Origin of the sequence: Mesorhizobium sp. B2-1-3A, assembly GCF_006442655.1 — a bacterium.
GTDB lineage: Bacteria > Pseudomonadota > Alphaproteobacteria > Rhizobiales > Rhizobiaceae > Mesorhizobium.
Map to the genome: position 1 here is coordinate 583668 of NZ_VFWK01000006.1, position 26638 is coordinate 610305.

Annotated in this window: 21 protein-coding genes; 4 read left to right on the plus strand and 17 right to left on the minus strand. The window is 63.2% G+C overall.

What is annotated here, in order from left to right; translation table 11 throughout:
* The first annotated feature begins 33 nt into the window (after positions 1–33).
* From tssI to FJ977_RS26940, 3 genes are read left to right on the plus strand one after another with little or no spacing between them, the layout of a single operon-like run.
* Positions 34–2358 carry a type VI secretion system tip protein TssI/VgrG gene (gene tssI / locus FJ977_RS26930; RefSeq protein ID WP_140775178.1) on the plus strand — a complete coding sequence of 775 codons (2325 nt, stop codon included), beginning with the start codon at positions 34–36 and terminating at the stop codon, positions 2356–2358.
* A gap of 10 nt (positions 2359–2368) precedes the next feature.
* Positions 2369–2806: a DUF6484 domain-containing protein gene (locus tag FJ977_RS26935; protein ID WP_140775179.1), complete on the plus strand. Its 438-nt coding sequence runs from the start codon at positions 2369–2371 to the stop codon at positions 2804–2806.
* Positions 2806–3156 (plus strand): hypothetical protein, encoded by a 351-nt coding sequence (locus tag FJ977_RS26940; protein ID WP_140775180.1) that lies wholly within the window; start codon positions 2806–2808, stop codon positions 3154–3156. The genes FJ977_RS26935 and FJ977_RS26940 overlap by 1 nt, the downstream gene beginning before the upstream one ends.
* 30 nt (positions 3157–3186) lie before the next feature.
* Here FJ977_RS26940 and FJ977_RS26945 read toward each other — a convergent pair whose 3' ends face one another.
* The 17 genes from FJ977_RS26945 to tssA all read right to left on the minus strand — a co-directional run bounded on the left by FJ977_RS26945 (position 3187) and on the right by tssA (position 23455).
* Positions 3187–4167: a hypothetical protein gene (locus tag FJ977_RS26945; RefSeq protein WP_140775181.1), complete on the minus strand. Its 981-nt coding sequence runs from the start codon at positions 4165–4167 to the stop codon at positions 3187–3189.
* Positions 4168–4230: 63 nt separating this feature from the next.
* Complete coding sequence (locus FJ977_RS26950) at positions 4231–5232, minus strand: DUF4150 domain-containing protein (RefSeq protein WP_140775182.1); 1002 nt, start codon at positions 5230–5232, stop codon at positions 4231–4233.
* Entirely contained in the window at positions 5229–6242 is a 1014-nt protein-coding gene (locus tag FJ977_RS26955) for a beta-ketoacyl synthase N-terminal-like domain-containing protein (RefSeq protein ID WP_140775183.1), read from the minus strand. The genes FJ977_RS26950 and FJ977_RS26955 overlap by 4 nt, the downstream gene beginning before the upstream one ends.
* The gene (locus FJ977_RS26960; protein ID WP_140775184.1) at positions 6239–7342 is read right to left on the minus strand and encodes a DUF2169 domain-containing protein; all 1104 of its coding nucleotides are present in this window, start codon (positions 7340–7342) and stop codon (positions 6239–6241) included. Before FJ977_RS26960 ends, FJ977_RS26955 begins: the two co-directional genes overlap by 4 nt.
* Positions 7342–7884, minus strand: a complete 543-nt coding sequence (gene tagF, locus FJ977_RS26965; protein WP_246683347.1) for a type VI secretion system-associated protein TagF — start codon at positions 7882–7884, stop codon at positions 7342–7344. Before tagF ends, FJ977_RS26960 begins: the two co-directional genes overlap by 1 nt.
* A complete protein-coding gene (gene tssM, locus FJ977_RS26970; protein WP_140775185.1) occupies positions 7866–11402 on the minus strand; it encodes a type VI secretion system membrane subunit TssM in 3537 nt (1178 codons plus the stop codon). The genes tagF and tssM overlap by 19 nt, the downstream gene beginning before the upstream one ends.
* A gap of 1 nt (position 11403) precedes the next feature.
* Positions 11404–12726 (minus strand): type IVB secretion system protein IcmH/DotU, encoded by a 1323-nt coding sequence (gene icmH / locus FJ977_RS26975; RefSeq protein ID WP_140775186.1) that lies wholly within the window; start codon positions 12724–12726, stop codon positions 11404–11406.
* Positions 12727–12730: 4 nt separating this feature from the next.
* Positions 12731–14065: a type VI secretion system baseplate subunit TssK gene (gene tssK / locus FJ977_RS26980; RefSeq protein WP_140775187.1), complete on the minus strand. Its 1335-nt coding sequence runs from the start codon at positions 14063–14065 to the stop codon at positions 12731–12733.
* 39 nt (positions 14066–14104) lie between these two features.
* Positions 14105–14557: a type VI secretion system lipoprotein TssJ gene (gene tssJ, locus FJ977_RS26985; RefSeq protein WP_140775188.1), complete on the minus strand. Its 453-nt coding sequence runs from the start codon at positions 14555–14557 to the stop codon at positions 14105–14107.
* Between the two features lie 3 nt (positions 14558–14560).
* Complete coding sequence (tagH, locus tag FJ977_RS26990; protein ID WP_140775189.1) at positions 14561–16027, minus strand: type VI secretion system-associated FHA domain protein TagH; 1467 nt, start codon at positions 16025–16027, stop codon at positions 14561–14563.
* Positions 16024–17145, minus strand: coding sequence for a type VI secretion system baseplate subunit TssG (gene tssG, locus FJ977_RS26995; RefSeq protein ID WP_140775190.1), 1122 nt, complete (start codon positions 17143–17145; stop codon positions 16024–16026). Before tssG ends, tagH begins: the two co-directional genes overlap by 4 nt.
* The gene (gene tssF, locus FJ977_RS27000) at positions 17109–18983 is read right to left on the minus strand and encodes a type VI secretion system baseplate subunit TssF (RefSeq protein WP_140775191.1); all 1875 of its coding nucleotides are present in this window, start codon (positions 18981–18983) and stop codon (positions 17109–17111) included. The genes tssG and tssF overlap by 37 nt, the downstream gene beginning before the upstream one ends.
* Position 18984: 1 nt before the next feature.
* On the minus strand, positions 18985–19740 hold the full coding sequence (gene tssE / locus FJ977_RS27005; protein ID WP_140775250.1) for a type VI secretion system baseplate subunit TssE: 756 nt from the start codon (positions 19738–19740) through the stop codon (positions 18985–18987).
* Positions 19727–20182: an Hcp family type VI secretion system effector gene (locus FJ977_RS27010; RefSeq protein ID WP_027042794.1), complete on the minus strand. Its 456-nt coding sequence runs from the start codon at positions 20180–20182 to the stop codon at positions 19727–19729. The genes tssE and FJ977_RS27010 overlap by 14 nt, the downstream gene beginning before the upstream one ends.
* Before the next feature lie 48 nt (positions 20183–20230).
* Complete coding sequence (gene tssC, locus FJ977_RS27015) at positions 20231–21733, minus strand: type VI secretion system contractile sheath large subunit (RefSeq protein WP_140775192.1); 1503 nt, start codon at positions 21731–21733, stop codon at positions 20231–20233.
* Positions 21734–21736: 3 nt separating this feature from the next.
* The gene (gene tssB, locus FJ977_RS27020; protein WP_140775193.1) at positions 21737–22276 is read right to left on the minus strand and encodes a type VI secretion system contractile sheath small subunit; all 540 of its coding nucleotides are present in this window, start codon (positions 22274–22276) and stop codon (positions 21737–21739) included.
* A gap of 6 nt (positions 22277–22282) precedes the next feature.
* Positions 22283–23455, minus strand: coding sequence for a type VI secretion system protein TssA (gene tssA / locus FJ977_RS27025; protein WP_140775194.1), 1173 nt, complete (start codon positions 23453–23455; stop codon positions 22283–22285).
* A 337-nt stretch (positions 23456–23792) separates the two neighbouring features.
* On the opposite strand from tssA, the gene tssH reads away from it, so the two are divergent.
* A complete protein-coding gene (tssH, locus tag FJ977_RS27030) occupies positions 23793–26603 on the plus strand; it encodes a type VI secretion system ATPase TssH (protein ID WP_140775195.1) in 2811 nt (936 codons plus the stop codon).
* The last annotated feature ends 35 nt before the right edge of the window (positions 26604–26638 follow it).

Consider the following 26638-nt stretch of genomic DNA (forward strand, 5'->3'; position numbering starts at 1 on the left):
CGTCGGCGGCCGCGTCCAGGAGGGGCTCGACCCATGCCGAACGAACGTGCCACGGTTGTGCAGACGCCGGTCGGCGCCGAGCTGACCTTCACGCATCTTGTCGGGCGCGACGAGATCAGTCGCTGCTTTGCCTATACGGTCGGGTTCGTCGGGCCCAACTCGGACATCGATCCAGCGAAGATGCTTGGGGGCGCGGTTTCGGTCGAAGGGGAATCCGATCCGAAACGGTGGTTCAGCGGCCTGGTGTCGGAGTTTCGCCTGACCCGCATCGAGGACCGGCTGGCCTACTACGAAGCAGTCGTCAGGCCGTGGCTCTGGTTCCTCGGCAATGCGACCGATTGCCGGATCTTTCAGAACATGACCGCTGTCGAGATCGTCGAAAAGATCTTCTCGAAATACGGTACGGCGAAATTCGAGAAGCGGCTGCAAGGGTCGTACCCCTCGCGCGAATACTGCGTGCAGTATGACGAAAGCGACCTGGATTTCGTGCAACGCCTGCTCGAGCACGAAGGCATCTTCTATTTCTTCGAGCATGACGAGGGCAAGCACACGCTCGTTCTGTGCGACGCGATGAGCAAGCTGAAGCCGGCGCCGGGCTACGAGAAGATCCTTTACAATTTCGAGGGCCATGGCTCGCGGCGCGACGTCGAATACATCACCGAATGGATTCCCGGCAGTTCGGTGCGGCCGGGGGCTTATGCCCATACCGACTATGATTTCCAGAAACCTGGCGCCGATCTGATGGCGAAGTCCGCCCAGCCATTCAGCCACAAGGAAGCCTCCGGCGAGAATTATCGCCAGCCCGGGGCGCATCTCGATGTGGGGCGCGGCGACACCCTGGCCGGCATCCGGCGCGAGGAGCTCCAGGCCGTGCACCAGCGCATCACCGCCGTTGGAACCGTGCGCGGCCTCCATTCCGGCTGTACCTTCAAGCTGGAGAGCTTTCCGCGCGATGACCAGAACCAGGAATATCTGGTGATCAGCGCCGAATACAGGTTGTTCGATCCGGGCTACAGGACCCAGAACGAGGCCCACAGCGAAAACTTCAAGGTCGTGCTGGGCGTCGCGCCGACTGCCTTGCCCTATCGCCCGCCGCGGATCACGGTGCGGCCGATCATGCGCGGGCCGCAGACGGCGACGGTTGTCGGCCCTTCCGGCGAGGAGATATTCACCGACAAATATGCCCGGGTGAAAGTACAGTTCCACTGGGACCGCCTGGGCAAGAAGAACGAAAACAGTTCCTGCTTCGTGCGTGTCTCGCAGACCTGGGCCGGCAGCGGCTGGGGCTTCATTCAGATACCGCGCATCGGCCAGGAGGTGATCGTCGACTTCCTCGAAGGCGACCCTGACCTGCCCATCATCACCGGCAGGGTCTACAACGCCTCGCAGATGCCGCCCTACGGCTTGCCGGGCAACGCAACGCAATCGGGCTGGAAATCCAACTCTTCGAAAGGCGGCGGCGGTTACAACGAGCTGATGTTCGAGGACAAGGCCGGCTCCGAGCTGGTCAACTTCCAGGCCCAGAAGGACCACAACCTGCTGATCAAGCACGACCGCACCAAGCTGGTCCAGCACGACCAGTCCGACCGCATCGACCACGACGCCAAGCACTCCGTCGGCCACAACCTCGACGAGGACGTCGGCAACAACAAGACGGTCAAGGTCGGCGTCGACCAGACCACGAATATCGGCTCGAACGACACCGAGACGGTGGGCGCGAACCGCTCGCTTACGGTGGGGGCGAATGAGACGATCCACGTCGTCGCCAATTCGACCGAAAACATCGACGCCAACCATTCGCAGACCGTGGGACTGGTTCAGACGGTCACCGTGGGCGCAGCACGCATCGACACGGTGGGCGCTGCCGAAACCCGAACTGTAGGCGGCGTTCAGACCAACACGATTGGCGCCGCCCGCTCGGTCACGGTCGGCATCAGCCAGAGCCACGATGTTGGCGCGTCGGACAGTTGGAACGTCGGAACAAGCCAAGGCATACAGATCGGGTCTGATCAGGGCGTCAAGATCGGCGGGGCCCAGAACACACAAATCAGCAAAACGCATATCATCAAGGTCGGCGAGGATGCCTCAACTCAAGTCAATGGGGCGCACGAGCTCAAGGTCGGGAAAAAGAGCCTTATCCAGGTCGGCGAGGACGCGGGCATGGTGGTCGGCAAGAACCTGACCCTCGAGGCCAAGGAGTCCGTCACGATCAAAACAGGAAGTGCCGAAATTGTCATGAAAAAGGATGGGACGATCACGATTAAGGGCAAGGACATCACCATCAAGGCTTCAGGAAAGATAGACGTCAATGCTTCGAGCGACATCATCATGAAAGGCTCGGAGATAAAGCAGAACTGAGGACGCACCCATGAGCGATATTGACGAACGGATTGATGGAGTGGTGATAGGTTTGCTGCTTGGGTTCGACCAAGGTGCGCCACTCGTGGTGTTCCCCGGAAATCGGGAGGAGGTAGCCCTGCAGGCGCGAAGTCTGACCGAACTGTCGTCTGACATGATCGGGTCAGAAGTCGCACTGCTGTTCGAAAATGCCAATCCGCTGAAACCGCTGATCGTAGGGCGTATTGTCGATCCCGCAAAACGACAGACAAACAGCCGGGACAACAGTCATGTCGTGCGCGACGGTGAAACGGTGAAAATCAGTTCGAGCGAGCGGCTTGAGCTGAGGTGCGGCAAGTCGGTCATCATTATGGAAAAGGATGGCCATCTCACCATACGAGGCACCAACCTGGTTAGCCACGCCAGCGCCTCCAACCGTATCCGTGGCGGCTCCGTGAATCTGAATTGATGCCAAAGCCGCCGATACTCGAACACATAGTACGTCAGCACGCGGAAATGGCGGCCTTCCTCTGGACGGTCTACGACCACCATCTGCTGCATCCCGGCGAGAACCCCGAGATGGACGAGGAGCGCGTGGAGCGGCTCTTAGAGCGGCTGGAAGCACATCTGCTTGGGCTGCGTGTTGCGGGTGTCGAAGGCAAGCGTATCGCAAAGGAGCGTTTCGACGAATTTTCGGAAGCTGGGGAGCTTTTTGTGGTCCGGATGCTGGAAGCCAGTAGTCCTCTCCCTCTCAAGCAGTTGAACCTCGATCAAGTGCGCAAATATCTAGCTGCCAAGTTGCCAGCGGCTGATATCTGAAGAATTTTTATACGACCTTCCCGCTGCCCCTTACGACAAAGTGTAAGTAACTTCGCCCCAATCGTCTTCATCCAGCTTGTAGATTTGATACGGGGCGAACGCTGCCAGGAATCCGGCATAGCTCGAAACGTTTATGAAACTTTCGTCAACGCCAGGCAGCGACGGTTCGAACGGCTCCATCTCGCCGGTCCACCGGAAAAGTGTGCCGTCGAAGTACACAAGGATCCCTTGTTCCGTTCTTTTTATATCCCAGAAAGATTTCTTCTTGCCGAATGCGAATACGTCGCTGAATTCCTGGAAATCGGGTGTCGAGACAATGCGTCCATTGGTTGTGAAAATCTCGATCGATCTGCCTGCCTCCAGCATCTCGACGACAGTTCCGGGATGATCAAAATCCGCTTGGCTCCACGAACCGTCGTATACCCCGACCACCGCTTTGTCCGGTACCTTCGCCGCCAGGATGGCACGCGCGAGACGCCGGCCATCGCCGGCTTGGCTCGCTGCGTCAATCTCTGCCGTGCTCCTGAACCGCTTCGTCTCCGTTCCGCCAAAATACAGCCGGCCTTTGTGCGCAACGGCGCAGAAGTAGACCAGGTTTGTTGACCCGTCATCGCTGCCTTTCGGGCCCGCGAGAAACCTCCAGCCCTCCGAAGGCGTCCGCATGTAGACTTGCCCCCCATAGCCGAGCGCCAACAGTCGATTGCCGATCTGCAGTATCTTTGTCATGCGGCCGAACTTCATCGCATTCTCGGAGGCGAATCCGGCTCCCGATATCTGCTCACGTTGACTGACGGCGTCGAAAAAATACACCACCTCGCCCTCTCCAGTCAGTCCAGCGGCTTGGGCTTCGAAGGGCTGCTGCAGGGCCGTGAAAGAGATTAGGTCCGCGACCTCCTCTCGAGGCCGAAGCACAACCGAACCATCGGCAACGCGACCGGAGGCGACGAGCCGGTCATCGTCTTCTCCCGGCGTCGCTTTGAACAGGATGTAGAGGGTCCTGTCCACGCTCACGACACCTCCTGTTATCTCTGGTTTTCGCCTCATCGGTTGCTCAATACTCCCTTGGCAGCGATCTCATGCTGTTGGCAGATGCTGCCTGTTCAGCACGCCCTTGGCGGCAGGACTCATATTGCTGGAGCTCTTTTCCGCACGAGCATACTTGTCCTTGATTGGCTCTGTTTGCTCGGTCACCTTTTCACATGCCACTTCGAAGCAGTCCGCGGACACAGGATCATCGACCAGTTCGGCAAGAGCATCCAAACATTGATTTCTTATTTTATCCACCTTCTCGACGCCGCGCGGGTTGGCTCTTGTTGCGACCTGCTCGCCGAGTTCGGTCAGAGCATTGTCCAGGTGATGGTGCACGGTGACGTCTTCGCCTGTCGGCGGCCGAGCCGCCGAGTGGTTCACGCGAGGGATGCAGATACAAATGCCCTGGTCCCTGCTGGGAAATGGCGGGTTCGCCATTCGATCTTCGCTATTGACGCGAAAACAGCGGTCCGGAACGATATGGTGAGCTTGGTGAGCCACACCTTGCGTGCCCGGCTTGGCCAACGGATCAGTAGGGTCCTTTTTGGCGTTACACTTTTCGTGAATATCCTCGAAGCTGCCGACCATGCAGTCTTCATCGCCAGGAATTCCGAATGCCGGCTTTCCGACGATCACCATTGGGGGCGCATCGCCGGGATCGGTCCCGTGATTGCTGGTGGCCATGTCGCCGAGTCGAACGACACCCTTGCTCTCGACCTTGACGTCTGACGACCAGCCGTGTGCGTAGACCTTGCCGGTATTTTTTGAGGTGATTATTCCTTTTTTTGCCGCCGCCCCAGCCTCATCGCCGCTGCATTTGCTGTAGTAGCTGCTATTTTCCTGGCTGATAGGCTTGTTGCCAATCTTCACGGTTCCGCTACCCGACGTCAGATCGGAGTCGACCCCGAAATCAGGGTATGGGACGGGCACGCCCGGCGGGGTTGCCGGATTCTCGGGCGGGGTGAAACATGTGTCGGGGAAATCCGCAATGACCTTGCACCCTTGCGCCTCTGCCGAAATCTCTCGCCCGTTCGCGAAGACAGTCATCTTGCCTCCACCACCGCAGCGCCGCATGCACCGTCATCGCCCGAGGCCTCGATCAGGATCGGCCCCGATGGCGCGTAGCCACGTTGTATCGCCGACAGCGCCCACCCCAGCATCACCGGGACAGCGGCCGCCCCGACATTCCCCAAGCTCGCGCCCAGCGCCCATATTGGCCGCACCTGCGAGTGCTCGCGTTGTGTGCGCAGCATGGCGAGGGCACATTGCCGGAACCAGTATGTTTCGCCGACGAAATCTCCCATCTTGAGAGTGATATCTGAATGGAGGCGCCGTGACCCGGCAAACGCTTCCTTGTAAGCCGTTGTCATCGCTTGCCCTCGGAAGGGAATATCCATCTCGTTGTAAATATGAGCTTCCTCCCGTGCCAGGCCGAGCCCTGTGAGGTGCATGGTGCCGCCCGCGCGCGCGCAGAGAATCGCAGCCGCGGCTTCCCCCGGAATGAAGCCGTTCGAGTTTCGTGGCGTGAGCAACCGCTCACGGGCGAGATAATGGTTGATGGTCTGGGAGGTCAGATAGCTGTCCACCCCGACAATTATCACAAAAGGAGCAGTATTGGAGGCGAGCAGGCGACGGGCCGCCTCCAACGCGACGTGGCCGGACGGGCGGCCATGCGCGACGACGCGCGAGGCAATGGGACCGACGATTTCCGTGATTTGCTCGATCTGGGCAAGCAGGTTCCGGCTGTCAGGCGCCGGACGCCCGGGACGATCCTCCTCAGCCAGGCAAAGAACAAGGGCCGTCCTGCCCCGGGCCTCGGGCATCGCTTCGAACGCTTCGACAATTGCTGCGGCGGCCATATGGGCAAGGCGCTTTGCGCCCATCCAGTTGCGCGGCAGCGGGACGGGCGCACCGATCAGCCACTCGCCGGCGGCGCCCAGGAAATGCGTTTCCTGGAAACCGTCGAGACGGGCGCGCATCGCGGCGCAACTCGATGGCGCGTCGAGGCCGACTGCCGTCACCATGCCCGCCGAGACGATGTCGAGGTCAGCGTTCATGCGGCCTCGTCTTCATCGCGAAGCGGAGTGTTGAACTTGCGGATGTAACGTTTGCGCTTGGCATAGGCGCGTTGCATGCCGGGTGTTGGCGGCCCGACCCAGCATTCCGAAAAATCGAGGATCGTGCGCTGGAGGTGCTGCTGCATCCGCCAGACCAGCGAAAACCGCCGCCTCTCCGGATCGAACAGCACCGTATCCGGCAGAAGCTCGCCCACGAACGCTTTTTCGCGACCTTTGAACAGCGTCAGCGGCAACGCTGTCGTTGGCATGCGGAAGCTTTCCTTGCCTGCCGGCGTCAAATTTATCAACTGTACGTCCTCGCCGCCCCTTGGGTGGTCGATCTGCTGGTCCGGTGGCGCCATCTGGAAATAGCGTTCATCGAAATCCGGCGGCAAGAACGGAAAAATATTGTCGATCCAGTTCTGGTCGTAGGTGCCGCCATATTCGATGCGGCCCGGCCAGCCCCGGCCCATGGGCCCGAAACTCATCGGCTTGTAGTCGCCAAATGGCGAGCGGATCTCTTCGTCGACCGCCTGGGTGTTCGGCAGCCGCAGGCCTGGAATAAGGCGCTGGTTCCTGGTGCGCGACCAGCCGGTGCCGACCGGGTTGTATTTGTAGCTGCCCGGGAGTTTGTCTTCCGGATCCAGCCTGTCGACGCCGCCCCAGGCGACGTCATAGGAGATGGGCAGTTTCAGGAAGGGCTGCGGCGATGTGGCAGTAAAGATCGGGCCGATGGCGCGCCATTCGCGGTGGCCGACGACCTCGAACAATTTTGACCAATTGCCAACCTTGATGCCGACCGGCACGCGCGCTGCCGGGCGCCCGCCCGGCGCGTAGGCGCAGCCATTGGCGATCACGTCGCAGCGCGGTTTGCGGAAGGCGAAGTCGGTCTCCCACAGCGTGGCCGAGTAGCCGGGCACGCCGGTTTGTGTGTCGGCCATCACCAGCGGCACCTGTTCCGCCGATTTTTGCACCAGTCCGCCCGGCTTGTCGGGGAAGTCGAACGTGCCTTTGACGACCACGACAATCCACTCATGGCCGGCCTTGTCCATGCCCATGGTGAATTGGTGCGGATAGCCCATCTGGTTCCAGATCTGCATCAACTGGTCTCCCAGCTTGCGACGAGGATCTGCTCCAGAACCGCCTGTGGCGATTGCGGATCGATGTCGAAAATGTTCGAACGGGCTGTCCACATCACCATGTCGCCGATGACTTCTTCACCCGGTTCGACTGATGGCGCCGGCAGTCCGGCCAGCGCGGTATCCAGTTCGTCCGGCGTCAACTCGCCGTTCTGGGCGGCGATGGCCGCCGCTTCGATCTGGGAAAACCACGCCTCGGCGTCAGCCAGCTGAATGGGCGCTTCGGCAAGCTGTGCGACGACGCTCAGAGGGAACTTCCTACCGACCCTGTCGGCGCTTTGCACGATGATGCCTGCCGAGGCGCCGAAGGACGCCGGGCCGGCCAGGAAGCGCAGCGCGGTCGTGCCTGGCCAAATTTCCGAGCCGAACAGTGGGACGAGATGCTGCGCCAGCCAGCGGTCCCAGCCGCGAACAAAGTCGCCCGAGAGCCGCCGCGTCACGAAATCGCCGGTGGCTGGCATTTTGCCGTAAAAGCCGGGCAAGGTCATATCTGCGGCGGACATGAGAATTTCTTGAACATCTGGAGATTGTAGGGGTTCTCGACGCTGGCGGCCTTGAGTTCGAAATCGGCCCACATTCCCTTCGTGCCCAGGCGCAGGCTGTAGACATCGGACAGCGACGTGCCGGCGAAACGGCCGTTGCGCAGCATCCTCAGCCACGCCCAGCTGCCGGTCTCGTTGAGCATGATTTCCGGCGAGCCGTCGATGGGCTGGAAGGCGAGCGATATGACCCCGGTGCCGTCCTTGCCCGGCCACGTCATCGGTTGCGGCCGCGTCGCATTGTTGAAATAGACGAGGCTCTGGCCATCGAGATTGAGCGTCACGCGCGTAACGTTCGGAGACAGGTCTTTCGGTTCGAGCGTGAAGCTCATCACCGGCCCGGTGCCGCCAGGAAAAAGATCGTCGCGGATATGCCTGGCCTGCTCGAACGCCGCCAGCGCCGAGGGATCGAGGCCGAAATCGGCGCGCCATTTCCAAGGCTGGCTGGTCGTGTCGACATAGTTGATCAGATGGTCGTTGATGAAACCGTCGATCAGTCCGGCCGGTCCGAACAGGCGGGCGAAGTCACGCACATTGACGTCCACCGCACTGTCGGCGCTGAACGGATAGCGGTCGTTCAGCGCCGCCTGGCAGAAAGGCAGTATGTCAGCCCGCCAGATGGCGTTGAGTTCCGAGGTCACAGCCTTCTGCGTCAAATTGCTGGTGTCGCCGGCAATTCCGCTGAGCCAGGCGTTGATAGGGTCGGGCAGGATCTGCGCCTGCCTGGCGACCGCGCCGGTCAGTTCGGCAAGGCCGCCCTGCTTCTTGATGGCGTCTTGCGGATTGGGATTCGCGGTGACCGTCTGCAGGACGTTCGACAGCGCGGTCAGCGCGACGACCGCGGCATCCAGTGCCGGCGGCTGGCCGTCGACCTCGGCAATGGTGCTCTTCAGCGGCTTGAAATGCGCGGCCACCAGACTGCCGGTCAGGTCGACCTCTGTGGCCGACCCGGCGCGGGGAAGCAGTTTCGCACCTGATGTCGCCAGCTTGCCGAGTTTGCCAAGCTTGCCGAGCAGTTTCGAAGCGCCCTTGGCCGCTGCCTTGTCGTCGGCGGGCGCTTCGTCGGAGCGCGTCAGTTCGGTCTCCTGCACGACCGCCGTCAGCAGACGTTTCAGGGCTGAATCGGCACTCGATAGATCCTTCAGATTCTCACTGGCGACATTGAGATCGGTCAATGGCGCGAGCCGCATGTCTCGCAGGAAGCTGTCCCATTGCGCGATGTAGTCGTCATAGTAGAGCTTCAGAATATCCTCGGACAGCGCCGAGACCGAGGTTTCGGAGTTTTCCGAGCAGCCGCCGGCGAAAACCGCGCGGTCGAGCGCCGCCTGGGCGGCGACATCGTCGATGCGGTCGAGAATGGCGTCGTGGAAGCCGGCATAGGTGAATGCCCCGGCAATGCCGACGCGAAGTGTCTTGTCGGAACGCCGCGCAAACACCTTGCCGCCATTGGGGCCGGCGAAATTGGCCGGGATCCACTCCTTGAGCCCGGCCACCTCCGGGTCGACGAGCAGCTGCTTGTAGGCACGCGCCGGCAGCGAGATCGTGCAGACCGTTTTCAGCGCTTCGGCAACCAGGGCCTGGTCGGGCGCGACATAGCTTTCGTCGACCGCCATGCGGCGGATGGCGGCAAGCTGATGCTCTTCGGCGTCGGCGGTCGGAAATGGTGCCGCGGCCGCGAATTCCGGCAAGCTGTTCACCCACCAGTTCTGGGCGAAATCGGCATCCATCTGCGACAGGCCCGTCATCATGCGATAGGTCTTAAGGGCACCGAGCATGAAATCCGGATCGCGGATCTGCCGCCACATGGTCGCCTCGAGCAGAGCGACCATGCGTGGCTCGAGCACATTGCGCAGGGCATGGTCGTATGTGTCGCTCTGCGCCCGCACCAGTTCGGCCGAGGCCGACGGACCCAGCAGATCCTGAGCGGCGCCCGGCGGTGCAGTCCGGGCATTTGCGACCGCGTCCATCGCCTCGAGCGCGCCGTCGATGGCGGGCTGCTGCACCGATGCCGGGCTTGCGGCAGCCGAGGTCAGCGGCGCTTGCAACGATTCGAACTGGCTTGCCTGGGCCGTGATCGCGTTGCGGTTGTCGAAATAGGACCAGGTGAACAGTCCGCCGGCCAGCAAGGCGCCGGCCGCGCACGCGGCCGCGGCGCCGCGCCAGATCCAGGCGCGACGGCGTTGCGCCAGCGGGTCGAACGTGCCGAGGCCGGCTTCCTTGAAGATGACTTCGGTGAGCAGGTTCTTCAGGAAGAAGCTGCGCTTCTCGACCCTTGGTGCGGGCAGGGCGCGCCGTGGCGGCAGGCCGAAGGACGACGACAGCGCCGCGGTCAGCCGATCGATGGGCGCCCCTTCCTGGGTCGCCGATGTCAGATAGAGGCCACGCAGCCAGGCGGCCTCCTCATACCGGCTTTCGCCGAACATCGCCTCGACCAGAACCTGGATCGGCTCGGACAGGCTGGACAACTGGGCTGGAAACCTGAAGATCTCGGCGCGGGCGGCGAGTTTGTCCTCGTCCTCCAGGCGCGGCACCAGCCGCCGCTCGAGTTCCGTCGCCAGTATTGAAATTTCCCGCTCGATGGTCTTGGCATCGACGCGCGCATCCAGCGCGAAGGTCGTTCCCCAGACCTGTTCGCGCGAGGCGGTGGACAGGCCGCCGAAGAAAGCCTCGAAACCCCTAATCAGATCGGCCTTGGTCAGCATCAGATAGACCGGAAGGCGGATTTCGAGCCGGTCGTTGAGTTCGGCCAGCCGGCGGCGGATCTTGCGGCCGTGTGCCTTGATGGCTTCGTCGCCCTCTGAAAGCACGTCGATCGAAAGCGCGACGATCACGCCGTTGAGCGCGCGGCGGCCGCGATGTTTCTTCAGAAGGTCGAGGAAGCCCAGCCATTCCGCCGCGTCGACATCGGGCTGGCTTTCCTGTTGGACATAGCGGCCGGCGGTGTCGATCAGAACCGCGTTCTCGGAAAAGAACCAGTCGCAGTTGCGCGTGCCACCGACCCCTTGCAGATCGTCCGTGAGGTCTATCGGAAAATTCAGTCCGGACTGCCGCAGGGCCGTGGTCTTGCCGGTGGCCGGCGGCCCGACGATCACGTACCATGGCATCTCGCGCAGGAACTTGCGTCCACCCAGTTTGCGACGCTTTAGTTCCGCCATCACCTCGGCGAATTTGGCACCCACGGCGGCGACGTTCTCCTCGCCGGGGCTGAGCGGCTTTTCCGCCACGGGCGCCGCGATCTCGGCGACGAACATGCGGTTGGCGCGGATCGCCCGGCGCTGGGCGACGATCAGCCAGATCAGCCAGAAGATAACCAGCAGCGCGATGATGACGATGCGCACATTTTCAGAAGTGAATGGTTCGTAAGGACCGACCCTGACGATCGGACCGAACACCCAGATGACCAGGGAAAGCAGCGTGATGCCGATCAGCGTCCACAGCCAGCGCGATGTCAGAACCGCCCAGAGGAAGCGCAGGATAAACATCTCACAGCCTCTTTTCGACGAGCACCTCGACGCGGCGGTTCAAGGCTCGCCCCTCGCGCGTGCTGTCGCTGGCCACTGGATCGGTCGCCGCGCGGCCCTCGGAATGGACGCGGTCCTGCGGCACCCCGTTCTGGACCAGCATGTCGGCGATCGTCTGGGCGCGGGCCTCCGACAGCCGCTGGTTGGTCGACAGCGGATTGGTCTTCTGCAGGGGAATGCCGTCCGTATGTCCGATCACCGTGATGTTCCCGATCAGCTCCTGATTGGCGAGGATCACCTTGGCGATCGAACCGATCAGCGGCTCGAAGCCTTCGGTCAGTTGTGGCCGCGACGACTGGAACAGTTCCGGGTTGGAGGCCTGGATGATCAGCTTGGCCAGCGAGACGCTCTCGGTGCCGCTAAGCGCGGATTTGAGGTCAGCCGGCGCGCCGGCCTGGAATTCCGGCAACAGCGCAAAATCCACTTTCTCCGGTGGCGGGGCGTCGACCTTGGGCGAGGTCCGGCTGATGTCGCCGCGTTCAGGCGGCGGCAAGGCCCGAACAAGAGCTGAAAGCTCGACCGCCTGGCTGCTCAATCCCATTGACAGCCCGACATGGACGGCCGTGGCGACAACCGCCGCACCGAGCGCCATGACCCAGATCGGCACGATGAAGCGCTGCGGTTCGTCGGAGGCGATGACGCCTTTCCAGTTTGGCGACAGCGGCGCGCCTTCGGCGTCGGCATCGCGCAGGAAGCGTGCCGCCGCCACGCGAACCGCATTGAGCGATCGGTCGCCTGAGCGGCCGGGCACGCGATATTTGCCGCGGAAGCCGAGCGCCATGCAGTCATACTGCAGTTCCAGCAATTCGCGGTCGCGGTTGGGATGGCGTTCCAGTTCGTCGAGACGCGTGAAGAACTGCGTGCCGGCATCGACATCGCCGCGCAGCATCACCACAAGCGGCTGCCGCGGCCAGGCGCTGGCCCCGCCCCACGGCGTGTTCAGGGCGAGATCGTCGAGCAACGCCGCCACCACCCAGGCTGCCTGATCGGCGCGCTCCAGCGAAGACCCCGTAGCCATCGCCGTGTCGCGTGCCCGAACCAGTTCTTCGAGCAGACGGGTGCGCAACGCTTCCGGGTTCTCCGGCGCCAGGGCGCTTTCGAGCTCGGGCGCGAATTCGAGCAAGGGCGCGAACGCGTTGACAAGCGCGTTCGGATGCGTGCGCGACCGCTTGACCGCCGTGCCCGGCAAGAGCGGCGCCATCGGCCGCGGCATCGGCGCGCCGGTCAGCCGTATGCGGGTTCGTTCGCGATCCTCCGACAGTCCGAAAGGATCATCGCGGCTCATCATCTCACCTGTTCACCGAATAGCAGTCCACCTGCGGCTCGCTTGGCAACACGCCCGAAACGCCGATGACGAAGCCGGGTGCATCGAGCAGCGATGCCCAGTGCTCGCTTTTCTGGTCCAGTTCGAGGCATAGCCGATCGCCGTCGTAAGGGATTTCGCGCGGCTGGGAGTGAAGCGGTTTCAGCGGTATGCCGGGCAGGCGCGATTTCCACAGGCCCTCGAACTGGTCGGCCGAGCCGACAGTCGCCTGATTGACGAAGATCTTGCGCAGCGCGTCTTCCGACAGCTCGGAACCGACCCGGATGACGATGCGGCTGGCGACCAGCAGCTTCGGATTGTCGATGCGGATTTTCCAGACATTGGTCGAATGCCGCATGACCGGCAGCGCACGCGATTTCGGCTCGATGTAGCGCAGGCTGAGGATGAGCGAGCGCAGTGCATCCGCCAGCGCCATGTAGGCCGGCCCGGGTGCCATGTGATCGTAAGCCGGCAACTCGCCCAGCCGCCGCGCGCTCGATCCGTAGGTCGCCATCGAACCGGCGAGCCCGGCAAGCTCCAGGTAAAGCTCGGCCGGATGGAAGACATCCTGCGCCAGCATGTGGGCCAGCCGCGGCCGCGCCGCATTGGCGAGGTTGAGCATCAGCAGGTCTTCGACGCTGCGCCCCGGTCCGCCCATCACCATCTTGCCATGTGCCTCGGCGATCTGGTCGAGGCCCGTGACGACTTCCAGAAGCAATTGCCGATACCAGGCCACCGCCCCGGTAACCAGGGTCGGTGGCAGGAAGGTCTCGTCCAGCGAGACGCCGCCATCGGCTCGAATCCCCTTGAGGTCGGCTATCGGCAAGGCCGTGTAGCCGCCAACCGACCTGCCGGGCGCAAGCAGCAGCGCCTGCGGCCGTGCGATTTCGATTTCTTCGGGGTCTGAACCGCCCTGGACGGCGTCGCGCACCGAAACGATGCGCCCATGATAGCGTGCTCCCGACGCGGCCGCGTGTGCCGGATCGAAGCCGACACCACCGGGAGGTTCCAGCGGCAAGGCGACCAGCACCGGTCCGGCGCCTGTGTCCGGGGTGACCGGCAACGGTCGCGGCGCGTCCATCATGTCGGGAATGGAAAACGGCGTCCCGTCCGGGAAGATACCCCGCGCCGACAGGATCGAGATCTGGCCGGCCTCCAGCAACGCCTGGTCCAGCGTCAGCTGTTGAAAGCCGAACGTATGCAGTTGCCCGGCCTGCAACGCGCCGCGCACCGTCGCCTCGAAGAAACGATCCTGCTGCTGGAAATGCTGGGTCCGCAGGAAAAGGCCTTCGGACCACAGCACCCTGTTTGCATCGCTCATGCCGCTGCTCTCTGCATCGAGCTCTCCTTGCCCTGGCCGCTAGGCGGAAATACCGCCGCTGCCAAGCGTGACATTGATCGTGAATTTGGATCCCGGCGACACCGACTTGGTCGTCCGCCAGCTCCTACCTGTAGGCTCGCGGATGAGCGCAACGAAGCCCAGCGCCGTGGCATCCGGCTCGACGGTGATGGTCTTGGACGCGGATTTTCCCGGCCCGACGGCAATCTGGTCGGATCCGATAAGATCGCCTGCCAGCGCCGTACCGGCATCGCCCTGCAAGGCAAAGTAGTCGGCGGAATTGAATTTGCCGGTGCTGCGCAGCCGCATCACGAGGACGGTCACCGGCCGGTCGCCGCCGCCCGGTCCCGGGTTCATGCCGGCCCCGCCGGACACGTTGACGGTGATCACCGAAGGTTTTGGCGGGCCGCTCTGGCAAGCCGCAAGCAGCCCCGTTGCGCCAAGGGCAACGATAAATTCGCGTCGATCGATCATGTCTCACTCCTCCTCATATGCGTCCCGAAAATCAGCGCCGATTTCGCCAAGGAAGCTCTTCTCCGCGCTCTCGGCGATTTCACGATGGCGTTTCTGGTAGAGTTCCCACAGCTTGGCGCCGCGTCCGCCCGAAAGCAGGGTACCGATCGCCGAATTCGATTTCAGCTCTTCCTCGATCGCTGCCGGGTCGAAGCGGTCGATCATCCGCCGCAAGGCGCCTTGCACGCCGCGCCAGGCGCGCACGTGATGTTGAGCGAGATCGCGAACCGCGTCGGCGATAGCCGCTTCGCCGGCGAGGAATCCGGGACTGCGCTCGGCGATAAGCGTGACGATGGCGTCGTCGACCGTCGGCAGAAACTTGAGCGGATTGACTTCGGAAGCCCCGACCATGGTCTGGGCAACGCGGGCGTTTCCCTTTTCCTCGGCCCGCTTGCGCAGAAGCTGCATCAGGCCTTCCATCATCAGCCGGTATTCACGGCCGAATTTCTCCATTTCCGCGATGCTGTCGCGCCCGGGGAAATCGGCTTCCTCGACGCCCATGCCGCGCAGGAACGCGGAACGAAGCGCCATGTCTCCCGGCTGGGCCGCCGCCGGCAGGCGAGCAGGCGCGGCAGCGGCACCCGTGCGCGCCGGAGACGGGCCATCTGCCGCTTGCACGGGCAAATCCCAGGGATTGGCTGGGCGCTGGGCAACGCGCTCGCGCTGTCCGGCCGAGCCGGCGCCGTTTGCCGACCCGGTTGCGGCGGCTGGCCCGAAACCAAAATCATCATTGAAATCGGACGGCTTTCCCCGAGCGATCTGGGCTCCGCGTCCGAGGGACGGCAAGGGGTCGAGGCTGAACGGGTCCGTTTGGTTCTCGGTGCCGCCGGGTTCTAGGTAAGGAGCGTCGTCTTTCGACACAGGCGTCGAAACCGGATCGAGGCTGAATGGGTCATCGAAAGCAGGCGAACTGCGCTGGCTGGACGCGGCACGCTCGAACGCGCCCGCAACCGGCTGCTCGAACGGATTGGGCAGGTCGGCCGGGCGCGGCCGTCGCGGCTCTTCCTCGACCTTGGCGGAAAAGAAATCATCACGGCCGATGCTCACCGGCGCTCGCGATGCCGGCGGCAGGCGTTCCGGAATGGGCTGGCTGGCTGTGGGTGCCTGGGCGGTTGGCGTCTGCAGGTCGACATGGACGACGTAGTCGCCCAGCCTCAGCCGCATGCCGTTTTGAAGGCGCGTCGACTTGCCGGGGCCAAGCGGGCTGTCGGAGTCGTTTATGAACAGTCCGCTGCTCGACGTGTCGGTGACGAAGTATCCGTCCCGCCCGCCCGAAATCTTGCAATGAGCGCGGGAAACGAACATGTCGGGATCGTTTATCTGCCAGCCTGCGTCCGCGCTGCGGCCGATCACCAGCTCGCCCTCGTCCAGCCGGGTCTGCCGTACCGTCTGGGTGCGTGGCCCTTGCTCCAGCGTCAGCAGCAGGCTCATGCCGCGCCCTCCGCCATTTCCGGCCGCCATCCGACAATTGTCCGCAGCCGCAGATCGACAGCATCCCCCCTTTCGGTGGGCCGCGCAAGCCAGGCGGTCCGGCCGAGCTGGAGCGTTCCGATACAAGGCGGCGGCACGGCTTCACGCGCCAGCACGATGCGCAGGTCGACGTCGAGCGTTTCCCCGACCATGTCGCGAACGGCCTGCTTGAACAGTTTGAGGCGCGACCCTCCCGGCAGGAAGGCCTTGAATTCCTCAAGCCCGAGAGGGCCGACACGCAGTTCGATCCTGCTTTGGCGGTTGAAAACGCGCGGACCGATGGTTGCCCCCCGGCCGAGCCCCGCATAGGCTTTTGCGAGCCGGGTCTGGAGCCCCGTTGGGATGGTTATCCAGGCGGCGATGAACTCCTTGATTTGAACCGGTACCTTGAACGCTTCCGCCAGGAACAGCGTCAGCCTTTCGGGGCCGTCGACCTGGCTGGCGAGCGCCGCGGCCTGGCGAAGCTTGACGGTGTCGAGATCAGGATTTTGGGTGCCGGGAAGCCCGATCCCCGCCATCGCCTCAAGCATGGCGCGAACGCGGCCGCCGACAGCGCGCTCGACCTGGACAGCGGGATGCGCATCCGCCCAGGCCCGGTAGTACAGGGCAATCATGCGGTGCTGAAGGATGTTGACGAAGTCCACGAATGTCGTGTCGCTGGTCTGCTGTGCGTCGGCGCCGGCGAACCAGCGCTGCGACAGGCGGTCGAGCACCCAGCGCGTCAGATGCAGCGGCATTGGGCCCTCAGGGCCCAACAGACCGAGATTTGCGACCGTGACCCGTGCCGGCGCCTTGTCGTTGGCTTCGCGGAATTGAACCAGGTCCCGCGCGGAAAAGGCCAGCCGCACATGCTGGCCGAGCCTCGCGGGCTCGCGGTCGGGCCGTCCGGAATGGCCGAACAGACCGCTGCGCTGTTCAAGACGGCGCAGCAATTCGAAAAAGTCGAACGCTTCGGAGAGACCTTCGGCCCGGTCCGGGCCAGTCTTGTCCAGATGAGGTGACTTGTCCGGATCAGGTGTCTTTTCCGGATCAGGTGACTTGTCTAGATCAGGTAGCGATTGCCGGGCGTCATCGGCCATGGCACATCCTCCTGCTTCTGCAGCAGCCGCGTGCGAGTTCGCACGAAGCCGTTTATTCCGGCATGACGGGCAAACAGCCGCGCCAGCAAGGCCGATAGCAGCAAGCTGCTTTGCCCAGCCAACACTGACTGATCGACATGCAGCGTCACTTCAGTGCCGCGCCCGAAGCACATCGGCCCATCGATCTGCAGTCGTTCGACCACCGGCCGCGAGTCTATGCGCACGATCGAATGCACGTTGCGGGCAAGGCCCGGGTCGCCCCGGTCGGCATAAAGATCAAGCAGCGCGTGCAGCGGATCGACGCCGCGGCCTTCCTTGGCAAGGCTCAAGAAATTGAGCGCCAGCTGCGCGACCAGCCGCCAGGCGAGATCGTCGGCGCGGGATTCACCGTCGGCCCCGGCGGGAAGCGCCGCCGGGATGGCCGGCTGTGGCGGACGCAACGCACCGAGCAGCCGAACGGATTCGATCGGGTCACCGGCCTCGAGCGTCAAGGTCGGATTGTCATCGAGGATCGGCAGATCACGATTGGTGCAAAGCGCCATGATGTCGAGACGCTTCAGCGGCCGGTTCGCGGGACTTGCGAGCGGCCGCGATACGGCCAGGAAAACGTCGTCCCCGGTGTATGACGTGCGGGTCAGACCCTCGCGCCGTTCATCCTCCGTTGCCCGCCTTGGGCGCCGTTCCGTCGAATAGACCCAGCCACTGCCGCGGTTCTGCCCGAGGCTGAACAACTCCGGTATCTCGGCATCGCTGCCTTCACTGTCGGCATCCTCGACGCGGATCACACGATAGATCTCGAAGTCGCGCGCCCGCGTGCGGTCGGCGTGGATCACCTGCCGCGTCTTGCGCGCGTCGAGCTCGACGACGTTGCACTCACGCTCGAACAGATTGATGATCGGCGTCGCGAAAAGTTCGAAATCCGCCGGCGTCAGGTCGGCGAGTTCGGGCACCGGGCGACGGAACAGGAAGATGATCTCCAGGCCGGCCTCGCATTTGCGCACCACCGTCTGCAGTCCCAGGACCCGCACATAGTGAAAGCGCTCCGGCATGACGAAGTATTCGCGCAGCAGGCGGTACCCTTCGAATGTCGGGCGGGTGCGCGGCATCAAGGCCTCGTCGTCGCTGATGCCGACCATTTCGGGTGCCGGCAAGGGCGACAGCCGGTTGGTCTTGCCTTCCGGTCGCGCGCCAACAGCCACGCAGGCGCCAAAGATCGCGTCGAACAGAAGCGGCGCCTTGGTGCGTCCGGCAAAATAGAGGTCAAGCTGGTCGAGCGCCAATTCGTCGAGTTTGCCTTTTCCGGTCCGCGTCAGCGCCAGGCGCAGCGCCGCCTCGCCGCCGGTACCGCCGATCGGTCCTATGCCGGCCGCGGCCAGCGCGCTGCGATCCTGAAAATAGCTGACCGAAGTGATCGCTATCGGCCACAGCGTCATGTCCTGCGCGGTGGAGAAAGTGCAGCGCGTCGACAGGCCGGGTTGCAGGCTGGAGACCAGCCGCGTGTTGCGCTTGACGACGTGGCCGGCGGGCATGGTCTGCACCTGCTGGCCGGGTTTCAGCACGGCCATCGCCGTTGCCGGCGCCGGCGTGACCAGATCGGGATAGAGGACGTCGAGCACGCTGCGCGAAAATCGCGAGCGCTCGGCGTCGACCTTCAGCCGGGTGCGCGCGGCGAGGAAGGCGACGCCGTCCAGCAGCCGTTCGACATAAGGATCCGGGCAGGGCACCGTGTCGAGGGAAAGGTTGCGCGCCACCGCCGGATGCATGTCGGCGAATTCCGCCGCGAGGCCGCGGATATGGGTCAGTTCCTCCTCGTAATATTCGACGAAGACCCGATCCATCTCAGGCGTCCCTAATTTCGGTCCGTGCCAAGCCGTTGTCGAGATTGATCGTGGTGCGCAGGCGCATGCGTTCCGGTGTGGGCGTCATGATCAGCACGGCGTCTATCTCGATCTTCAGGCCCACGGTCTTGTCGCCCAGGGTGACGGTAACCTTCGTCGCGCCTTCCTTGAGGCGGGGCTCGAAGGTGGCGAGCACCGAGCGGATTTCGCGGGCCAGCACGTCGCGGTCGAAGTCGCGGGACGACCGGCCCGAGAAGGAGGGCACGCCGTAATTGACCACGCTTCGACGGACCTCCGGAAAATCGGCGAGCGACGGCGGATTGTCCGCCATTTGCTCATTTTCCAGGTCGGAAAGCAGTGGCGTGGCCTCGAAACGCTCGGTGTTGAACAGAGCCTCGATGTCGCGCCGCACCGCTTCCCTTAGCACGCGGGCCGATACCACCACACCGCGGCTTTCGATCTCCGCGCGGTGCTGGGTCTGGAAGGCCAGGCGATGCAGACGCCGTTTCTGGTCGGGCGTCAGCTCCGCATCGGCATCGATGGTCCGTGCACTGCCGGCAGCGAAGGTGTCGAGACGGTCCGCGCCAAGCTCGTCCAGCAGGACATGGCGCAGCCCGTCTATCTCCGAGGTCAGGCCCGGCAGGTCGTTGACAAGGCGATCCCATAGCGATGGCTGGACGGCCTCGCTTTTTGCCCGCAAGCTGCCGGCTATCTGCTGCTTGCCCGCGCCGGGCCGCCGAACCTCACTTGCCGACATAGACATCCATTTCGGCTTCATCATTGCCGTCATAGACGAACTTGATCTTCTTGTAGGCGAAGCTGACCTCCTCCTGGATCAGGTCTTCCTCATCCTCGGCCTGCGACATGTCGTATTCCATGATCGAGGCGTCGGTGAGCGTAACGACCAGGTAATCCTTGGTCTCGCCATCGATGGTCCGCCGTGCCGAGAACACCACCTCATCCAGGGCCTTGTTCTCGAACAGGGCCTTTTTCAGATAGGGCGAGGACTTGTCATAATGTTTGATGAACTTGATCATGCCCATCGACACGCGCCCACGGCGTGAGAGCGAATTCGGGTCATAGGGCGCGACCATTTTGTAGTCGACGCCATGGATTTCGATCTCGTCCGAGTGGCCGTCGCGGGTGCTTGGGCCCTTGATATCGGGAACCTTCAGAAAACCATCAATCTTGACTGGCATTGTCTTTCTCCACCGCTTTCAAACAAAACAAGGTCTGGTTGCTGCAAATCAGGTCTTCACGGACGGCAGTTCCGATACCAGCCGCAGCGAGGCGTTGATGCCTTCCAGCTGGTAATGGGGACGCAGGTAGAAGCGGGCGTTGTAGTAGCCCGGCCGCCCCTCCACGCTGTCCACCTGGACTTCGGCCGCCGCTAGCGGGCGCTTGGCGCGCGCCTTGTCGTCGGCAAAGGCAGGGTTGGCCAGCACGTAGCGGTTGATCCACTCGGTCAGCCAGATCTGCATGTCGGAGCGTTCCTTGAACGAGCCGACCTTGTCGCGCGCGATCGCCTTGAGGTAATGCGCGAAGCGCGAGACCGGGAAGAGATAGGGCAGGTTGGCGCTCAGCCGCTCGTTCGACTGGGCATCGGGGTCGACCAGTCGGCCGGCGCGCGTTTCGTCGTCCTGCAGCGAATGGGCGCCGATGAAGGCCGCGAGATCGGTGTTCTTCCGGTGCAGGATCGGCATCAGGCCGAGCTTGGCCAGTTCGGCCTCGCGCCGGTCGTCGATGGCGACTTCGGTCGGACATTTCATCGCGATCGAGCCATCGTCGGTCGGGAAGCTGTGCACCGGCAGGTTGAGCACGGTGCCGCCATTCTCGACGCCGCGGATCTGCGTGCCCCAGCCGAAAAGCTTGTGGCTGCGGTTGATGTTGACGCCCATCGGGAAGGCGGCGTTCATCCAGACATATTTGTTGTGATCGCCCTGCACCTCTTCCTCGAAGGTGAAGCCCTTCACCGGAACGGTATCGGTGCCATAGGGCAACCTGGCCAAGACGCGCGGCATGGTCAGCCCGATATAGCGGGCGTCCTCGCTCTCACGCAGCGACTGCCACGAGGCATAGGCCGGGTTGGAGACGATCTGCTGCAGGTCTTGCGGGTTCGGCAGTTCCTGCCAGCTGTCCATGCGGAACAGGCGCGGCGAGGCGGCGGCGATAAACGGCGTGTGCGCCGAGGCGCAGATGCCCGAAATATTGCGCAGCAGGCCGACATCGCGCGGGTGGTTGGAGAATTCGTAGGCGCCGATCACGCAGCCGATCGGCTCGCCGCCCAGCATCGAATACTCGTCCGTGTAGACTTTCTTGAAGATCGGGCTCTGGTCCCACATCTGGCCTTCATAGTCTTCGAGCGTGTCGGCCAGCTGTTCCTTGGAGATGTTCATCACCCGGATCTTCAGCTTCTGGTCCGTCTCGGTGTTGTTGACGAGATACCAGAGGCCGCGCCATGTGCCCTCCATCTCGCGAACTTCCGGCGCGTGCAGGATCTCGTTGACCTGTGTCGTCAGCATCTTGTCGATGCCCGCGATCAGCGACTTGATCGACTTGATCGCATTGGACGAGATGGTCGTGGTGTCGGAACGCGATTGCGCCGCGAGCGCGAGATTGCGGACGAGCTGCTGCAGCTTCTCGCTGTCGTCCTTCTTGACCTTGAAGTCCTTTTCGAGGAGCCCGCTGAATTCTCCCAGGTCGATGGCTTCGGCCTCGGCGGCGACGGCGGTCTTTTGCTGTTCGGCCATGACTTACTCCCCTGCCTTGTCGTCGTCGGCCAGTGCCTGGCTGGCGATCTTGCCAAGCAGCGGCTCGTTGTTCAGCAGCTGCGCGATGCGCTTTTCGGCGTCGACGCGGCCATCCATGAAGCCGAGCAACTCCTCGAGCTGGCGACGCATCTTGAGGATCTCGGCCAGTTGCGGCACCTGCTCGGCAATCTTGTCGGGAGCGAAATCGCCCATCTTGGTGAAGGTGAGATCGAGCGCCAGTTCCTCGTCGCGTTCCTGGCCTTCGGCCTGCGGCAGCGTGTTCTTCACCCGGGCTTTGACGCGGGGCCCGAGCGCCTCCATGAATTTGGGGAAGCGGTTCGCGTCGGTCTCCACGAAGGCTCGGTCCAGCACCGATTTCGACGCTTCCCTGGTCTGCGAAGCGCCGGAAAGGTCGGCCATCACGGCCATGACAAACGGCAATTCGATCGTCGTCGGGCTACCGTAGGTTTCCACATCGTAGGCGATCTGCACTCGCGGCGCGCGATTTCGTTCGATGACCTTCGCTTTGCTTTCGGCTGGCATGTGCTGTTACCTTTCATCCTTCTGAGCCGTCTTCTTGGCATCGGGAACGCCGGCGAGGAGCCGGAATTCCTTCAGCCCCGACGGGGCGAGATCTTCCATCAGTTCAACGAAATCCATGTGCACCATCCGGCGCACGCGCCGGGCCAGATGCGGTATGGGGCTCGACGGTTCGGTGCGGTCATAGAAGGCGACGACGAGGTCGAGGCACTTCACCACGTCGTCGCGCGAGGAGATCCGGTCGGGAAGCCCGGTGCTTGAGTCCGCGTAGCTTGCCGCACTTGCCATAGTCTCGGCTCCATGACCGTTTCGAGCAGGTGTTGCCGGTTCTGCCGGGATGGGCGGCTTGGCCACGCCATTCGCCACCGCAGCCGCTGCCGAGTTCCGTTCGAGGGTCGTCAGCAAACGCTGCAGAAACCGTTTTAATTCCGGAACAGGAGCGCCGCCGCCCTCGAGGCGGGCGTTGAGCGCGGTGTCGACCGCGTCAAGGGCTGCGATGGCAGCCCGGGCATCGGCGACCAGCGAGATCATCTCCGCACCGGCCTGATCCATCTGTGCCGCACATCCGGCACGCACCCGGTTCAACAATTGTCCATGCGCGCTGACCAGTGCCGCCTTTTCCGCCGTATTCAAGCCGGAGGCGGCTTCCTGGAGCATGACACGGTCGTCGAGCGCGCTTTGTTCCAGGTCGCGTCCGCTGATCGGCCCGATCGAGCGCGGCGCAAAGAAAATCATCTGCCTAAGGTTCGCCAACAACCCGCCCTGACTGTTCTGGAGGTCGAGCAACGCGTTGATGCGGCGCAAGGCGGCATCGCGAGGCGAAGCGTTGGGCCGCAGTGCCGGATGCATGGTTTCCCAATGCTGGTCGAAGGTCTGCGCAATCAGGGTCAGCCCCTGCGCGAGCCCGGCCAGCCCTTCTTCATTGGCCAGTGCGCGGGTGACGATGACCAGCAGCCGCAGGTCGCGGCCATGCGCACGCAGTTCCCCTGCCTTCGCCAGCACGGCGGACCAGTCGACCGGAATGGTGCTTTGCGAAGTGGGCTTGTTGTTGCCGTCGTGGACGACCTTGATCTCGGGTTCGGTCAGGCGCTCCAGCTCGTGAAAAGCCGGGTCGTTGCGCAAGTCTTCCCCTGACGGATTTCCACCGTCGAGCGGACTAAGCCAGAGTGCGACATCAATCACACAAACCCCCAGCGACCAGCCTCAAGCCATACGTGACGCAACGTTATCACACGGTTGCACTTTACCACAATTCAACGAGGGCTCAAAAATTAACAGAAGCTAAACGCGATCGTCTCACAAGCGCAGAAATCCTCGGCTTGGTTGCCTTGGCCGCATGCGAACCGCGTCGCGCCGAGGCATCCGGCGACGTGGCTGTTTGCAGTCAATGGTGCGGGACTTTCAACAAATGGAAAGGAGCCGGCTAAACCGGGCATCGGGACATCGGTCCATGACGCGCTTTGTCAAGTGACGTCTTATGTGGCAGTTTATCGGCTGGCAGACTGCAGGAGCACGTTCGATGGAACAGCGCCGGTCATCGCAGACTTTCAAGCGCAAGGAACTGGTCGGCAAGCTCAATCCTGTCGGCGTCCGCGCCTTCAAGGCTGCCGCCGATGCCGCCAAACTGCGCGGCAATCCCTATGTCGAACTGGTCCATTTCATCGAGCAACTGGTGCTTTCCGACCGCTCCGATGTGCAGATGATCATCGCCGATGCGGGCGTGGATGCGAGCCGGCTCACGGCCGACATGACCCGCGCCGTCGACAAGCTGCCTTATGGCGCCACATCGATCGAGGAATTCTCCGACCACATCTTTCATGCCATCCAGGAGGCCTGGAACCTGGCAACGCTCGAGTTCGGCGTCGAGGAAGTCCGCAGCGCACATATTCTGCTTGCCTGCCTGAAGACGCCGGTGCTGGAAGGCCTGCTGTCGAAGATCAGCGGCGAGTTCGACAAGATCGACGCCGACGCGGTCATCGCGCGGTTCGCCGATGTCGTGGAGGGTTCGCTCGAAGCCGGTGCCTCGACCACGGTCTCCGCTCCAGAAGCGCCGCGACGGGGGCCGGGTGGGGATTCAGCGCTGGCGAAATACGCCACGGACCTGACCCAGCGCGCCCGCGACGGCAAGATCGATCCGGTCGTCGGCCGCGATCCGGAAATCCGGCAGATCGTCGATATCCTGATGCGGCGCCGGCAGAACAACCCGATCCTGACCGGCGAGGCCGGTGTCGGCAAGACCGCGGTGGTCGAGGGCTTTGCCTTGCGTATCGCCGCGGACGACGTGCCGCCCATACTGCAAGGCGTCAGCGTGCGCATGCTCGACGTCGGATTGATGCAGGCGGGCGCCAGCGTGAAGGGCGAATTCGAAAAACGGCTGAAGGCTGTCATCGACGAGGTTCAGTCGTCCGAAACGCCGGTCATCCTGTTCATCGACGAGGCCCACACGCTGATCGGCGCCGGCGGCGCGGCTGGAACAGGTGACGCGGCCAATCTCTTGAAACCGGCGCTGGCGCGCGGTGAACTTCGCACGATCGCGGCGACGACCTGGGCCGAATACAAACAGCACATCGAGAAAGACCCTGCGCTGACCCGCCGTTTCCAGGTGGTCAAGATCGACGAGCCGTCGGAGGCGGTGGCCGTACTCATGTTGCGCGGCGTGGCCGGCGTTCTGGAGAAGCATCATGAGGTGCAGATACTCGATGAGGCGATCGAGGCGGCGGTCGGCCTGTCGCATCGCTACATCCCGGCACGGCAACTACCGGACAAGGCGGTGAGCCTTCTCGACACCGCTTGTGCCCGTGTCGCCATATCGCAGCACGCCACGCCGGCCGAGGTCGAGGACATCATGCGCCGCCGCCAGGCGCTGGAGGTCGAGCGCGGCATCATCGGTCGCGAGGCCGCCATCGGCATCGAGGTGGCCGAGCGCCAGGCGCGGGTTGAAGCCGGGTTAGCCGAAACCGAGACCACGCTGGCTGCCGCCGAGGGGCGCTGGGAGCGTGAAAAGGCGCTGGTTGCGGAGATACTCGAATTGCGCGCGCGGCTGCGCGGTGAGGGCGTGCCGCTCGATGCGGAGGCGACCGCTGAGGTCGACACTGAAACGGCAGTGACGGACGCAGAAAAGACCAAGGTGCCCAAGACTGAGCCGCCCAAGGCCGAAACGACGATGACGGAAACGGCGAAGACCAAGGCAGCCAAGGCCAAGGCGGAGGTGCCGGCGGTTGCCGATCCTGCGCCGCCGGATCCTGCGGCCGACCTTGCCCGGTTGCGCGAACTGATGGCCGAACTGGCTACGGCGCAGGGCGAGACGCCGCTGATCCTGCCCTCGGTCGACCGCAACGCCGTGGCCGCCGTTGTCCAGGACTGGACGGGAATCCCGACCGGACGGATGCTGTCCAGCCAGACCGAAAAGGCGCTCAAGCTCGCCACCACGCTTTCGGAGCGGGTCGTCGGCCAGGACCACGCCATGGAGATGATCGCCAAACGCGTGCAGACCAGCCGCGCCGGGCTCGGCGCACCGGAAAAGCCGGTCGGCGTGTTCCTGCTCTGCGGTCCTTCGGGCGTCGGCAAGACCGAAACCGCGCTGGCGCTGGCCGAAACCCTCTATGGCGGCGAACAGAACCTGATCTCGATCAACATGTCCGAGTTCCAGGAGGCGCACACCGTCTCGACACTCAAGGGCGCGCCACCCGGCTATGTCGGTTACGGCAAGGGCGGTATCCTGACCGAGGCCGTGCGTAGAAAACCCTATTCGGTGATCCTGCTCGACGAGGTCGAGAAGGCGCATCCCGACGTGCACGAGATCTTCTTCCAGGTTTTCGACAAGGGCATGATGGACGACAGCGAGGGGCGCCGGATCGATTTCAAGAACACGCTGATCCTGCTCACCTCCAATGTCGGCTCGGAGGTCATCATGGAGCGGACCCGGAACGGCACGATACGGGCCGGGCTTGACGATCTGGACATCGCCTTGCGCAACCCGCTGCTGAAGGTCTTCCCGGCCGCCTTCCTCGGCCGGGTGGTGACCATTCCCTATTACCCGCTCTCGGACGGGATGATCGAAGCCATCACCCGTCACCAGTTTGCCAAGATCGCTCGCCGGCTGCGCACGACCAACGATGCGGAACTGGTGATCGGCGACGGTGTCATGGATCTGGTCAAGGCCCGCTGCACCGAGATCGAATCCGGCGGACGGATGATCGATGCCATCCTGACCAACACGCTGCTGCCGGAACTGAGCCGCGGCGTGCTCAACCGGTCGCTCGCGGGCGAAAAAATGACAAAAGTCACCGTTGGCGCCTCCAAGGAAGGTTTCACCTATTCCTTCGAGTAGCTTCGGGCGAACATCGATCAAGCGAGGCTTGCCGC